General features: G+C 38.7%; 10 protein-coding genes and 1 other annotated feature. Of the genes, 3 read left to right on the top strand and 7 right to left on the bottom strand.

What is annotated here, in order from left to right:
* Positions 1–123: 123 nt before the first annotated feature.
* Entirely contained in the window at positions 124–1812 is a 1689-nt protein-coding gene (gene ezrA, locus J2Y67_RS14715; RefSeq protein WP_310175267.1) for a septation ring formation regulator EzrA, read from the bottom strand.
* A gap of 171 nt (positions 1813–1983) precedes the next feature.
* Positions 1984–2613: a forespore capture DNA-binding protein RefZ gene (refZ, locus tag J2Y67_RS14710; RefSeq protein ID WP_310175265.1), complete on the bottom strand. Its 630-nt coding sequence runs from the start codon at positions 2611–2613 to the stop codon at positions 1984–1986.
* Positions 2614–2772: 159 nt separating this feature from the next.
* On the opposite strand from refZ, the gene J2Y67_RS14705 reads away from it, so the two are divergent.
* Positions 2773–3255, top strand: coding sequence for a GAF domain-containing protein (locus tag J2Y67_RS14705; RefSeq protein WP_310175263.1), 483 nt, complete (start codon positions 2773–2775; stop codon positions 3253–3255).
* Positions 3256–3300: 45 nt separating this feature from the next.
* Here J2Y67_RS14705 and megL read toward each other — a convergent pair whose 3' ends face one another.
* Both megL and J2Y67_RS14695 read right to left on the bottom strand, forming a co-directional pair.
* Positions 3301–4485 carry a methionine gamma-lyase gene (gene megL, locus J2Y67_RS14700; protein WP_310175261.1) on the bottom strand — a complete coding sequence of 395 codons (1185 nt, stop codon included), beginning with the start codon at positions 4483–4485 and terminating at the stop codon, positions 3301–3303.
* Positions 4486–4618: 133 nt separating this feature from the next.
* Positions 4619–6055 carry a sensor domain-containing diguanylate cyclase gene (locus J2Y67_RS14695; protein WP_310175259.1) on the bottom strand — a complete coding sequence of 479 codons (1437 nt, stop codon included), beginning with the start codon at positions 6053–6055 and terminating at the stop codon, positions 4619–4621.
* Between the two features lie 382 nt (positions 6056–6437).
* Between J2Y67_RS14695 and rpsD the strand changes: the two genes are divergently transcribed.
* The gene (rpsD, locus tag J2Y67_RS14690; RefSeq protein ID WP_310175257.1) at positions 6438–7040 is read left to right on the top strand and encodes a 30S ribosomal protein S4; all 603 of its coding nucleotides are present in this window, start codon (positions 6438–6440) and stop codon (positions 7038–7040) included.
* Between the two features lie 44 nt (positions 7041–7084).
* Here the strand turns inward: rpsD and J2Y67_RS14685 are convergent, their stop codons facing one another.
* Both J2Y67_RS14685 and tyrS read right to left on the bottom strand, forming a co-directional pair.
* The gene (locus J2Y67_RS14685; protein ID WP_310175255.1) at positions 7085–7276 is read right to left on the bottom strand and encodes a DUF6954 family protein; all 192 of its coding nucleotides are present in this window, start codon (positions 7274–7276) and stop codon (positions 7085–7087) included.
* 844 nt (positions 7277–8120) lie between these two features.
* The gene (tyrS, locus tag J2Y67_RS14680; RefSeq protein ID WP_310175253.1) at positions 8121–9377 is read right to left on the bottom strand and encodes a tyrosine--tRNA ligase; all 1257 of its coding nucleotides are present in this window, start codon (positions 9375–9377) and stop codon (positions 8121–8123) included.
* Positions 9378–9422: 45 nt separating this feature from the next.
* Positions 9423–9637: a binding site (T-box leader), on the bottom strand.
* Between the two features lie 148 nt (positions 9638–9785).
* On the opposite strand from tyrS, the gene J2Y67_RS14675 reads away from it, so the two are divergent.
* A complete protein-coding gene (locus J2Y67_RS14675) occupies positions 9786–12578 on the top strand; it encodes a transglycosylase domain-containing protein (protein ID WP_310175251.1) in 2793 nt (930 codons plus the stop codon).
* A gap of 22 nt (positions 12579–12600) precedes the next feature.
* On the opposite strand, the gene acsA is transcribed toward J2Y67_RS14675, so the two are convergent.
* Positions 12601–14319 carry an acetate--CoA ligase gene (gene acsA / locus J2Y67_RS14670; protein WP_310175249.1) on the bottom strand — a complete coding sequence of 573 codons (1719 nt, stop codon included), beginning with the start codon at positions 14317–14319 and terminating at the stop codon, positions 12601–12603.
* Between the last annotated feature and the right edge of the window lie 160 nt (positions 14320–14479).

The following is a 14479-nucleotide window of genomic DNA, read 5'->3' as shown; positions in this document are numbered from 1 at the left end:
GCCAAATTTAATGGCCTTAGCCCGATAGAATATCGAGCTAAGGCCATTGCCTAATTTTATTTTTTTATACTGTCTACTTGACAGGGTGCAGTTCAGGGCTGAATCGGTTTTCTGTTTATCCTTTTATTCATTTTCAATGGCTGCTTTTATTTTCTTTAAGGCTCCAGGGTCAACACCTTCTATTGAAGCTGCGACTTGCTCTAATGCCTCTTGATATTCATAATGCCTGAAAGCTTGTTCTGCATCTGATAATCCCTTTGCAATGGCTGGAAATTTGCTGCGGTATCGGTTTCCATATTGTATGGCTTTCTCCGCCAGCATCGCATTTTCAATCAATTCCACGGTAGAATGAGTAAGTTTATCAACCGTTAAAACGGCAATTTCTAAATATTGATTAAGGGCAGAAATGTTTAGCGGTTTTTCCTCAAGCTGAAGCTTTACATTTTGTATGCTCTCATTTGTATCCTCAAACAAATACTTATAATCCTCCGGCAATCCAGGAATATTGCTTTTGGAAACGAGCCGGACGGTTTCGCCAACCTTTTTTGTTAACTCTCTTACTTTGTCTCTTGCTTCAAGTTCATCCTTACGTAACGATTGAAGTTTATCGGTAAATTGCTGCTGCTCTACTCTGATGTTTTCAAGCTGCTCTTTTATCTCGTTTAATTCCTCGCTAATTTTTGTCTGAGCCGTTTCATTTAGTTTTAGTTTTTCAACAAGGATTTCATAATGTTTATACACTGCAGAAAGCTCTTTTTCTAAATGTCTTTGTGTTTCAAAATCATATTCCTTTAAATGATAGGTTTGCTGGACATTCGTCACTTCATCAATTAGGTGATTGTTTTCTTCTTGTGCCGCAAGCAAAAGATCATAGGTGATTTTCTCATTTTTAATAATAAAATGCTTTGCATGAACTTCTTTTTCCAGTAAATCAAATAGGATATCCACACGATCCTTGGTTTCTTTTACACTTTCAACGGCTCTATCTAAATCCGTTTCTTCAATCAACTGGAGGGCTTCTGACAGCTTCTCTTCTAATGCTTTGATTTCCTGCTCCAATTGAATATGTTCCAAGTAATAGCCCTGCTGTGCCATTTCCTTAAACCCATCATGGACATCTGAAAGCTGTGCAGGCAGGATCGATTGAACTTCAATTAGTAGCTGTGGTATAAGTTCCATCACATTTTTAATGGTCCTTAAATGGCTGTTAATGGTTAACACAATTTCGCGGGCTTCCAGGTAGTTTCCATTCTCCGTTTTTTCATCAAACTCCTGAAATTTTTTCGTTACCTCTTCCAGTTGCTTCTCCAGACTTTTTTCTGCCTTGCTGAAGGTATGACGGTGGGCAAGAAGCATTTTTTTTGTTTCCCGGTATAGTTCTTTTAATTGTTCAATTTCTACCCGGTTTTTTTCCTCGCTTCCAACCAACTCATGCAATTCTTCCAATATTTTTGTAATCTGATTTTCGATTTCCTGCAAGGTATCATTGATTGTCCGCTGAACTGTTTTAGCCTTTTTAAACCGATAGCGATCTATGTATTCCTCCGCATCAAACAACATTTCCTCTAAACTCGGGAGCTTCACCGTGACAATGTCATCCCATTGGTTACGCCAATTCTCGAACAATTCCTCCGTTTGCCCTGTCATATTAAGTTGTTTCACCTTGGACATTTCTTCCAAAATTGGGCGATTCATCAAATCTATCTTCCAAGCTTCTAAACGATCCATTTCTCTAAAATACTTTTTCTTTATTACATATCCTAATAAAAATATTACTAGAATCAGGATAAAAAATCCTATGAAATACTTCACATGTAAGCCTCCTGTTCCGAAAAACATCCGATTCAAATCACTTTAGGTGTCAGTTTATATAAAAAAAGCACGATATGTTCAATTCAATGTATTTATGATACCATGTTAACGACAATTTTTGACTATTATTTTCAATTTTTTTGCAAAAGAAATCAAAAAAATAGAGGCTCATCATAAAATAGCCTCTTTCTTCACTACTACACCATTACAAAGGGTATTTTCAATCCAATAGTACATTTCATTTAAATATTTTTGCTCAAAGAAACGTTCATTTGGAAAAATATAAAGTACTTCTCTTAAATATTGAGAATTCATGAAAGGCATCATTAGTAAACCCTTTAGCTGTATAGTCAAATAAGGAGCAGAGTGAGGCCGGAATTCCTTCCATTCCATTCCTTTTTCAAAGACTTTTTGTAAATAATATTTTTCTTTTAGATTATATGTCGACATTATTTCTCTGACTATTTGTGAATCCAATGACATTTCACGGTATACAACATTTGCTAAATGAATATTTTCACATTGGTAATGGAGCAATTTGGCAGTCATTCGTTTTAAACAATCTTTGGCACCGAGCCCGATCAGGGCATATTCCTCTTCCATGATTCGGAGGTATTGTTCATAAAAATGTGTAAAGCAATATTCCAAAAGGCCAAGCTTATTTTCAAAATAGTAAGCAACCGTTGCAGAGTTAACATTTGCATACCCTGCAATATCCCTAATTGATGCGCCGGAATATCCATTGGAATTAAATAATTTAATCGCTGCTTCAATAATTGCTTCCTTCAAATTTTTTTTCATGCTTTTCCCCCTCGAAAGTGGATCGAACTTTTACCCCTTACATAAATGTTTCTTTATTTCTTCTCTTATTCCTTTATTTAAAAATCGACAAATTCTATCTGATTTCATTGGGATTTGATAAAATAGAATAAAAAACTAACGAAAAATAGGTGAAAAAACATGTTTAACGTCGAAATCTACACGGGCAGCCGTGAGGAAAATTATGAACTTGTAAAAAAACAATTACACGCACTGATTCATGATGAAAGAAATCAAATTGCGAATCTTAGTAATGCCTGTGCCTTATTAAACCAATTTCTTGACCGCACCAACTGGGTTGGGTTTTATTTAATGGATGAGAAGGAAGAGCTTGTGTTAGGACCTTTCCAAGGACTCCCTGCCTGTGTTCGAATCCCTGTTGGTAAAGGCGTTTGCGGCACTTCCGCAAAGTTAAAAGAAACCGTCAGAGTAGAAGATGTGAACCAGTTTTCAGGACATATTGCCTGTGATGCTGCATCACAATCTGAAATTGTCATCCCATTGCTAAAAGACGGACAATTACTTGGTGTCTTAGATATTGATTCACCGGAAACAAACCGCTTCGATGAGCTTGATCAGGTGAAATTGGAAGAGTTTGTTGAAATTTTAATGCAGCATATTTAAATAACAGAGCACGGAAGAATTTTCGTCTTCCGTGCTCTGTTATTTTTATAGCTTTTCAAGTGATTGATCAAGGTCTTCGATAATATCCTCCCAAGCTTCAAGACCTACTGAAAGCCGGAGTAAATTTTCCGTTATTCCCATTTTACTTCTTTCTATTTCAGGGACTACTGCATGTGTCATCGTAGCAGGATGCTGAATTAATGTTTCTGCATCCCCAAGACTAACAGCGATTTTTATTAAGTTTAACTCATTCATAAACCGCTGTGCCGTTTCCTTTGTTCCTACTATAGAAAAAGAAATAAGACCTCCGGGCTTTTTCATTTGTTTTTTCATAATTTGATAGTCTGGATGATCCACGTCACCAGGGTAATGTACAGTCTCAATTTTGGGATGATTCCTTAAAAAATGAAAGATTTTATCTGTATTTTCACAATGACGGTCGATTCTAACTGGTAAAGTTTTTAATCCCCTTAGTAAAAGCCAGGCATCAAAGGGAGAAATGATTCCTCCAATATCTTTTTGCGTTGTTCTTGAAACCTTTTGAATCCATTCCTTTTTACCAACGACGATGCCGGCCAGAACATCACCATGTCCACAAATATATTTTGTCGCACTATGGATGACGACATCACAGCCATAGGTAAGCGGGGTTTGCAGGTAAGGAGAACAAAAAGTATTATCGACCACTACCGGTATGCCTTTTTCATTCGCAATTTTAGCAATCATCCCTAAATCAACCAGTTTCATTGTAGGATTTATCGGCGTTTCAATATAAATACATGCAGTGTTTGGAAGAATCGCCTTTTCAACCATTTCTTCTGAATCCATTGAAGAGAAATCATGTTCAATCCCATATTTCTCTTTCAAGATTTGCAGGAACCCAAAAGTACAGCCATAAACCCCCTGTGAACAAAGAATGTGGTCACCTGTTTTCGTTAAGGCAACTAATGTAGCAGAAACAGCTGCCATTCCCGATGAAAAGGCTAAGGCAGCGTCCCCTTTTTCAAGTACCGCCAACCGTTCTTCCAGTATTTTCACAGTTGGGTTTCCTAATCTTGAATAAATGTATCCATCTTCCTGACCGGAAAACCTTTTTTCCCCTTGCTCAGCAGTGGAAAAGGTAAAGGTTGATGTTTGATACAATGGTGGAACGAGACTCCCCTGATGTTCATTCGAAACGTAGCCTGAATGAATGACCTCTGTTTCAAAGCGCAAATTTTTATCCTCCAATTTTATCCCTCCTATTTTTCCGAAAACGCTTTCATTTCTATAGAATATGAAGCTTCTATCAATAAAGTACGCAAACAAAAATTCAATCTAAAACAGAGTAAGGCACCCATGAATCCATGGATGCATGGATGCCTTAACTTGCCATTATACGATCATTTTGATTAATGACTTTATTTTTCCCTGTCCCTTTTGCCGTGTAGAGAGACTCGTCAGCCCTTTTAAATAAATAATTATAGGAATCAAGCTGGTCTTTATTCCAATAGGATACACCGCAGGATACGGTGATCGATGGAACAGAGCATTCAGCCACAGCTTTTACCAAACGCTCGGCGATTGCCACCCCTGTCTCTAATGTAACTTTAGGAAGATAGATCGCCAGCTCCTCTCCGCCCCAACGTGCCCCAACATCTTGATCGCGAATATTTCCACGAATAATATTAGCCACTTGGACCAGTACCTCATCGCCAATCTGGTGTCCATATGTATCATTAATGTCCTTAAAATTATCAATATCAATTAGAATAAATGTCCCTTGCTCATCCTCTTTCATCGACAATTGAATCTTTTCATCCAGATAATTTCGCGAATGGAGTTTCGTTAAATGATCCGTAATAATCATTCTCTCCAATTCTTCCCTAAGCATTGAATTGGTAAGCGCCAGTGCGGAATGATGAATCAGCGATTGCAGAAGCTTAAATGCTTCAAATGAAAAGAAATAGGGGTCTTGATTCATTACAATACTGAAGCCACTAAATTTCCCTCTTTGGACCATTGGAACCGCCATTATGGACCGAAAACACTTTACTCCATTAATAGAAGGAAGGTTAATATCTCCGAAAAATAATGCCTCTGTTTCTATCATTATTTTATTCTTTATGTATTCAATATAGGGATTTGCTTGTTTAGTAAAGAAGTATGGGGTAGAACCCGGCAGTACTTTACTATCCATCAAATTGTCTGTGAGCAGGAAAAAACCTGCCTCCTCTGCTTGAAAGGAATGTTTAATTTGATTTGTCATAAAGGTAATCATATCTTTTAGCCTTAGATTCGAGTTTAAACGATGTGAGGTCTCATTAATTAATTGTAAATCGGATATAACCTGCTTGGACTGCTGATAAAGCTTGTTGTTTTCCAATGCACCACCCGCAGCATTGGCCAGATGTGTGATAAATTCGATTTCATCTTTTGGAAATACAAGTATATTTGGGGCAAAAATTTGCAGTACTCCATAAACTCCCTGTTTTCCTTTAAGCGGAGCATAAAGGACAGAGCGGTTCTCTTCAAGAGAATTTTCCATTTTGACATTTCCTGAAACATAGGCCTCCATAGCTGTAATATTTTCACTATCGTATTCAAGATCAATAATGGGTAATTCATTTTGATTGTGATAATCTTGAGAAAGAAGTAAATAGCAGGAAAAAGAAGGAAATAACTCTTCGAGAGAAACGATTATTTCCCGCAAAAGAGATTCCTTATCCATTAAAGAATGGAATTTTTCAGTTATAAGAAATAACCGCTTATATCTATTTTCTTCATTTTCTATGATTCCATTGCCACCGTTAGCGTCCATTTTTCAATTCACCCAATTTTCTCAATCTAATTCCAAATATTTGCACCTTCACCTAATTATAGTAAAAATCCATAAACTTTTGCTATTATTTTTTTGAATAATTTCTAACTTTTATAACGGTTTCAAAATTTTGACTTTACATTATTATAACAAAATATACTTGACTTAACAGCAAATAAAATTATATAATAATCTTTGTGTAAAATATTGCAGCTTATGTGAACACTTTAATCGTTCATTTTGTTCCTCGCAAGAATTGCGATGGGGTATCTTGTAACCCTCTGCTGCTAGGGCGAAGGTATCTGAAAACAAAATGGCTATCATCGTTGTTTCATAACCGTTTTTATTTTACCAAAATAAAAACATGAAGGAGGAGTCTCTCATGGCTCGTTATACCGGCCCAAGCTGGAAATTATCCCGTCGTCTTGGAATCTCTCTAAGCGGCACAGGTAAAGAATTAGATAAGCGTCCTTACGCTCCAGGACAACATGGTCCTAACCAACGCAAAAAACTTTCTGAATATGGTTTGCAATTACAAGAAAAGCAAAAACTTCGTCATATGTACGGAGTAAATGAGCGTCAATTCCGCAACCTATTTGACAAAGCTGGCAAATTAGCTGGTAAACACGGTGAAAACTTCATGGTTCTTCTTGAATCACGTCTTGATAACGTTGTTTATCGTTTAGGCTTAGCTCGCACTCGCCGTGCTGCACGTCAGTTAGTTAACCATGGTCATATCCTTGTTGATGGATCACGCGTTGATATCCCATCATACCGTTTAACTGCTGGACAAACTATCAGCCTTCGTGAAAAATCACGCAGTCTTGATGTGGTTAAAGAAGCAGTTGAAGTTAACAACTTCGTTCCTGATTTCTTAACTTTCGATGCTGATAAGTTAGAAGGTACTTTCACTCGCTTACCAGAGCGTTCTGAATTACCAGCTGAAATTAACGAAGCACTTATCGTTGAGTTCTACTCACGTTAATCTTTGTAAAAAGGAGACCCTTGAGCAATTTGTTCAGGGGTTTTTTATTTACGTTTATTAATTGATCGAAGTGATTTTCGATAAAAAAAGAGAATGACTACATATAAAATGAACACAATGAATGCTGTGACAATTCTTTCTGTTAAACCTCCATCTGCCAATAAAACCGGTCCTAAACCAAAAAATGTAACAAGTGCGAGTACGATGATAAAAATAGCATGTAATAATAATCGCAAATGTCTCACCCCCGTCTTGTTCTTCTCCTATATTAGACGATATCCATTCAGCTGTTGTTACAGAAATGTAATTCACTTCAAATAATATGCTCTTAATACCGCTTATTGGAGACAGTTTGCATTGCTTTCCTCTCAGTTTTGTCGCCTATACCGCCTATTGGCGACAGTTTGCACTGCTTTCACTTCTATTTTGTCGCCTATGCCGCCTATTGGCGACAGTTTGCACTGCTTTCCCCTTATTTTTGTCGCATATACCGCCTATTGGCGACACTTTTCATCACTTCCTCCTTATTTTTGTCGCCTATACCGTCTATTAGCGACAGTTTGACTGCTTTCCCCTTATTTTTGTCGCCTATACCGCCTATTGGCGACACTTTTCATCACTTCCTCCTTATTTTTGTCGCCTATACCGCCTATTGGCGACAGTTTGCATCGCTTTCCCCTCTATTTTGTCGCCTATACCGCTTATTGGCGACAGTTTGCATCGCTTTCCCCTCTATTTTGTCGCCTATACCGCTTATTGGCGACAGTTTTCATTGCTTCCTCCTCATTTTTGTCGCCTATACCCCTTATTGGCGACACTTTTCATCACTTCCTTCTTATTTTTGTCGCCTATACCGCCTATTGGCGACACTTTTCATCACTTCCTCCTCATTTTTGTCGCCTATACCGTTATTGGCGACAGTTTACACTGCTTTCCCCTCATTTTTGTCGCCTATACCGCCTATTGGCGACACTTCACACCGCTTTCCTCTCTATTTTGTCGCCTATTAGCTCCGAACAAAACCTCTAACAAAAAAGCCCCTGGAAAATTTCCAAGGGGCCCACCAAATCAAAAATCATTCTAGTACTTAATTAAAGTATATTTCTTCTTCCCTCTTCTAATAATCGTAAACTGTTCTTCAATCCGGTCATTTTCAGATAGGGAGTAGGAAGCATCAGTAATCCGTTCTCCGTTAACGGAAACGGCTCCGTTTGTAATATCTTCACGCGCCTGGCGTTTAGATGGTGAAATCGTTGCTGCAACAAGCAGATCAACTAGATTCCCTTCAAAACCAGAAGCATCAAATGAAGGAACATCTTTAAATCCTTGTCTAATTTCTGCAGCAGAAAGCTCCTTCACATCACCGCTAAACAATGCCTGGGTAATTTTAATTGCCTGCTGCAATGATTCTTCACCATGAATTAAACGGGTCATTTCTTCGGCTAAAGCCTTTTGCGCCTTACGAAGATGCGGTTCTTCCTGTACAGACTTTTCTAGCTGCTCAATTTCCTCATGTGACAGGAAGGTGAAGTATTTCAGGTATTTGATCACATCCGCATCCGCAGAATTAATCCAGAACTGATAGAATTCATATGGGGTTGTTTTTTCAGGATCAAGCCAAACGGCACCGCCTTCCGTTTTCCCGAACTTTGTACCATCCGCTTTTGTTACTAACGGAATCGTCAAACCAAAAGCTTTCGAGCCTTCGCCCTGCATTTTACGGATCAATTCCAGCCCGGAGGTAATATTTCCCCACTGATCACTTCCGCCTATTTGTAATTTACAATTATGGTGCTCATATAAATGCTGGAAATCCATGGCTTGTAAAATTGTGTAGGTAAATTCAGTAAAAGAAATACCTGTTTCAAGCCGTGAAGCGATCGTATCCTTTGCCAACATGTAATTTACACCGATATGTTTTCCGATATCACGTAAAAACGATACGATATCCATGGAACCAGCCCAATCATAGTTATTTACCATGATGGCCCCATTTTCACCATTAAAATCAAAAATCGCTGCTAATTGTTTTTGGATGCCTTCCACATTTTTTTGGACCGCTTCTAATGTTTGCAGATTACGCTCTTCACTTTTACCGCTTGGATCCCCAATTAGCCCTGTCGCACCACCGACTAGCACAATAGGACGATGCCCGTGCTGTTGAAATCTTCTAAGTGTTAAAAACGGAACTAGGTGACCAATATGCAAGCTGTCCGCTGTTGGATCCGCACCACAATATAATGAAATTTTTTCACTTGATAATAAATCTTTTAAACCTTCTTCATCCGTTTGCTGGTAAATAATCCCACGCCATGCCAAATCTTCTAATAAATTCATTAAAAATTCCTCCTAAATAAGAAATAAAAAACGCCCCTGCAAACATGCAGGGACGTATAATACGCGGTACCACCCGGCTTGAGGAAAAACTTCCTCCACCTTAAAAAATTAACGGCTTATCCGTTCTCTGCTACTCCAATCTTCACAGAGAAAGCTCCAGGACGTAATTCAATTTTCTATATGTATCAGCTCTCACCTTCCGCTGACTCTCTACAAACAGGGATAGAAAATCTACTGTTGATTCCTTTCACAGCTTTTAATTATAAAATTGATTATACCTTTTTTACCACATTTCAATGTCTTCTGTCAAACTCAAATTGGAAAATTAAGATAAATGTAGGACTTTGTCATTTTTTTGAACATGTATATGCTATAATGTAGGTGATTTAAGTCGAGGTGATGCTCTTAATGAAGGAAAAACTGAAGGCATGGATGGAAAGTTTAAAATCCTCCCTAAACTTGATTACACATAAAAAAACAGTAAAAAGTGCTCGAATTACATACTCAGTGGTTTGGAATCTTTTATTACTCTTTTTAATCGTAGTCATTCTTGGCGGTTCCTTTGCAACTGGTGTTGGTGCAGGGTACTTTGCCTCACTTGTGAAGGATGAACCCGTCCGATCTTACAGTAGTTTGAAAAAAGATATTTATAATTATGCCGAGACTTCTGACCTCTACTTTGCAGATAATGTTTATCTTGGAAAACTAAGATCAGACCTTGAACGCGAAGAAGTAAAGTTGGATCAGGTTTCAGATTACCTTGTAAAAGCTGTCATTTCAACAGAGGACGAGTATTTTTACCAGCATCATGGTGTCGTTCCAAAAGCCGTTTTTCGCGCCCTTTTTCAGGAAGTCACCAATTCAGCCGTTCAATCGGGCGGAAGTACGTTGACCCAGCAGCTGATCAAAAACCAAATTTTAACCAATGAGGTTTCCTTTCAACGGAAAGCAAATGAAATTTTACTCGCCCTTCGTTTAGAAAAATTTTTCTCCAAAAAAGAAATTCTTGAGGCCTACTTAAATGTTTCAACATTTGGACGAAATTCATCCGGTCGAAATATTGCAGGCGTACAGGCAGCAGCAAAGGGAATCTTCGGGAAAAGTGCAAAAAAGCTCACATTACCGGAAGCAGCCTTTATCGCAGGGTTACCGCAGAGCCCCTTCGGATACACCCCTTTTACAAGGGACGGTAAAGTGAAAGAGAATCTTGTACCGGGGATAAACCGGATGAAAACTGTTTTAAAAAGGATGTATGATGGCGGTTACATTAACAAAAAGCAGTATGCGAAAGCAGCCGCCTATGACATTACAAAGGATTTTACACCACCGCGCCCAAATCCTTTGGAGAAATATCCATGGCTAACAATTGAAATTGAAAAGCGTTCAATCGATGTTCTTGCCACAGTTTTAGCCCAAAAAGATGGAATCAGTGAAAAAGAATTAAAGAAAGATAGTAATCTTCATTACAAGTACCAAACATTAGCCAGCCATGATTTAAAACAAAATGGCTACGAAATTCACACAACCATTAACAAAAAAATGTATGATGCCATGCAAAAAGTAAAGGATCGTTATCCTTATTATGGCCCTGATAAATCGGAAGAAAAGAAAGACCCGGAGACAGGTAAAATAAAAACAGTCATGGAGCCTGTAGAAGTAGGGGCTATACTGATTGAAAATAAAACCGGTAAAATCATCAGCTTTGTCGGCGGAAGAGATTATGATAAACAGCAGCTTAATCACGCTACCAGCGCGATTCGCCAAAACGGTTCAACCATGAAACCGCTCCTTGTATACGGGCCAGCAATCGAATTAGGAAAAGCTTCACCTGGAACTGTCCTGCCTGACGTTGCTTTAAGCCTTAACCCGGCAAGCAGCAGTCCTTGGCCTCATAATTATGACTTAAGGTACAGTGGTTTAGTCTCAGCAAGATATGCTCTTGCATGGTCTTTTAACGTACCTGCTGTCAAATTATACAGGGACATTATTAATCAACGTCCGGCTAAATACTTGGAAAAAATGGGCTTCTCCTCCCTTAGAAGTGAAGACTATACAAACCTTTCAACAGCTATTGGTTCCTTAAGCAACGGGGTAACTGTTGAAGAAAATACAAATGCCTTTACTACTTTTGCCAATGGCGGGAAATTTATCGACGCCTATATGATTGACAAGATCGTCGACAAAGACGGTAAAGTGATTTATCAGCATCAGGTTAAACCAGTTAAGGTTTTCACACCGCAGACCGCTTATTTAACATTAGATATGATGCGTGATGTTATGAGAATGGGAACAGCTGCAGGCATTAATTACCGTCTTAAATTTAGGACGGACTGGGCCGGAAAAACTGGTACCGGGGTTGATTATAAAGACTCATGGCTGGTTGGAACCAATCCAAATGTAACATTTGGAATTTGGACCGGTTATGATACGCCAAAATCACTTCAATCCTATGGCTATATGTCATACAGTCAGCGGACGAATAATCTTTGGGTTGATTTAATCAATTCTGCCTATAAAATAAAGCCATCCTTAATTGCTCCGAAAAAGCAATTTAAAATGCCTAATGGCATCGTAAGACGCTCTTATTGTGCAGTATCAGGTCTCCTGCCATCTGCAGCTTGCATAAATGCTGGATTAATACAAAGTGATTACTTTAATGCCAAATACGTGCCAACAAAAGTGGATGATAGTTTGGTAGCAGGAAAATACGTTACAATTGGTGACAGAAGATATTTAGCGTTGGATTCAACACCAGCCGAATTTGCGCAAAGCGGGCTTGTCTTAAACCCCGATTTTATTGCCCGAATGGTTGGTCGAAATTTCAGTAATCCAAGCCAGCTTATTCCAAACAGGAGCCGCTGGGCCCATATTCTTGTCTCTTCAGCAAAAATTGTTGATAACGGAAAGACTCCCGGACCTGTTAGGCTGAAAGCTGATGGAACTACAATCGCCTGGTCATCATCTGCAGAAAATGATGTAATTGGGTATCGAGTATACCATGCTGGACTTCTAAAATCGAAGATAGCCAGTATAAAAAGTGGTTACAGCCTTTCTCTTTCTGTACCAAGCGGAACCTTTTATGTAACGGCAGTAGATATTGCCGGAAAGGAATCCCCGCCATCTAATTTGGTTGAAGTTGGTGGAAGCGATAATAATAAAGATCAAGAACAAAACAAGCAAAAAGAAACCGCTCCGAAATAAATCGGTGCGGTTTTTTCTGCTCTTAATCTTCCATTGTCGAAAGGTCTCCAGTAGGCAGGTTTAGCTCCCATGCCTTTAAAACACGTCTCATAATTTTTCCGCTTCTTGTTTTTGGAAGCTTATCACGGAAATCAATCTCTCTAGGTGCTGCATGCGCTGCAAGACCTTTTTTCACAAATTGTCTGATTTCCTCTTTTAAATCATCACTTTCTTCAAAGCCATCCCTTAAGGCAATAAAAGCCTTAATAATTTCTCCGCGAACAGGGTCTGGCTTTCCAATAACGCCCGCTTCTGCTACCGCTGGGTGCTCCACAAGCTTGCTTTCCACCTCAAAAGGACCAACACGTTCGCCAGAAGTCATAATAACATCGTCAATCCGTCCTTGGAACCAGAAGTAACCTTCTTCGTCCATATAAGCTGAATCCCCTGAAACATACCAGCCTCCAGGCATAAAATAGGACTCATATTTTTCTTGGTTATTCCAAACGGTGTACATCATTGAAGGCCAGCCTCTTTTAATTGCAAGATTGCCCATACGATATGGAGGTAGTTCATTACCTTGGTCATCAACGATAGCAGCAATGACTCCCGGAATCGGTTTCCCCATTGAACCCGGTTTGATTGGCATGGACGGATAATTTGAAATTAACTGTGCCCCTGTTTCCGTCATCCACCAGTTATCATGAATCCGTTTATTAAATACCTTTGCTCCCCATTTAACGACTTCCGGATTTAATGGCTCTCCTACACTTAAAACATGTCGGAGGGAGCTAAGATTAAATTTTTTAACAAGCTCATCTCCTGCTCCCATTAGCATCCGGAAAGCGGTTGGAGCACTATACCAAACTGTTACACCATAATCCTCTAGCATTTGATACCATGATTCCGGGCTAAAACGGCCGCCAATAATGACATTGGAGGTCCCTGTTAACCATGGTCCGAAAATACCGTAAGAGGTTCCGGTAACCCAGCCTGGATCCGCTGTACACCAGTAAACATCATCTTCTTTTAAATCCAGAACCCATTTTGCTGTTTGATAATGCTGAATCATTGCATTATGTACATGTAAAACTCCTTTAGGTTTTCCTGTAGAACCAGAAGTATAATGCAGGATCATGCCATCGGTTCTCTCTACCCATTCAATTCTTAACTCCTTACTAGCTTCATCAAACTTTTTCAAGAAGTCAATAATCGGTCCCTGTTCATCCACATTTTTACCTATTACAAAAATATGCTTTAAATCAGGTAAATCATTAACTGGAACACGGTCAAGTAATTCCGGAGTTGTAACAAGAACCTTTGCACCGCTGTCCTGAAGACGGTCTCTGACTGCTCCCTCCATGAATGCTTCAAATAACGGACCAACAATCGCACCAAGTTTAATCGCACCTAAAACAGTGAAATAAAGCTCTGGAGAACGAGGCATAAAAATAAATACCCGGTCACCTTTTTCGACATCGCCATAGGTTTTCAGAACATTTCCTGCCTTATTCGACAAATCTTTCATTTCTTTAAATGTGTACTTTTCGTCTCTCAATCCATCACGATAGTAAAGGGCAATTTTATTCTTGCGGAAGGTTTTTACATGCCGGTCAATCGCCTCATAAGCCATATTCACCAGGCCTGTTTCATACCAAGAAAATTCCTTTTCAGTTTCTTCCCATTTGAAATTCTTATACTTTTCTTCATAATTTTCTAAGTTATAGTTTCCCTGTACTACTGGTAGCGCTTCCACTCTCATGTCAATCTCCTCCTTTAAGCTTTATTGAGATAATTATATTACAATTAGAGACTATTCTCAATTTTTAAAATTATTTTTTGTATAATAATTTTTTGAAATATATAAAAAATGTCTAAAAATTTTCTGAAAGCGCTTTTAATTAATAGATTTTTTGTATAAT

This window comes from Neobacillus niacini (assembly GCF_031456445.1).
GTDB lineage: Bacteria > Bacillota > Bacilli > Bacillales > Cytobacillaceae > Neobacillus > Neobacillus niacini_I.
Note: the sequence above shows the minus strand (reverse complement) of the source record. Positions and strands in the feature narration are given on the sequence as shown.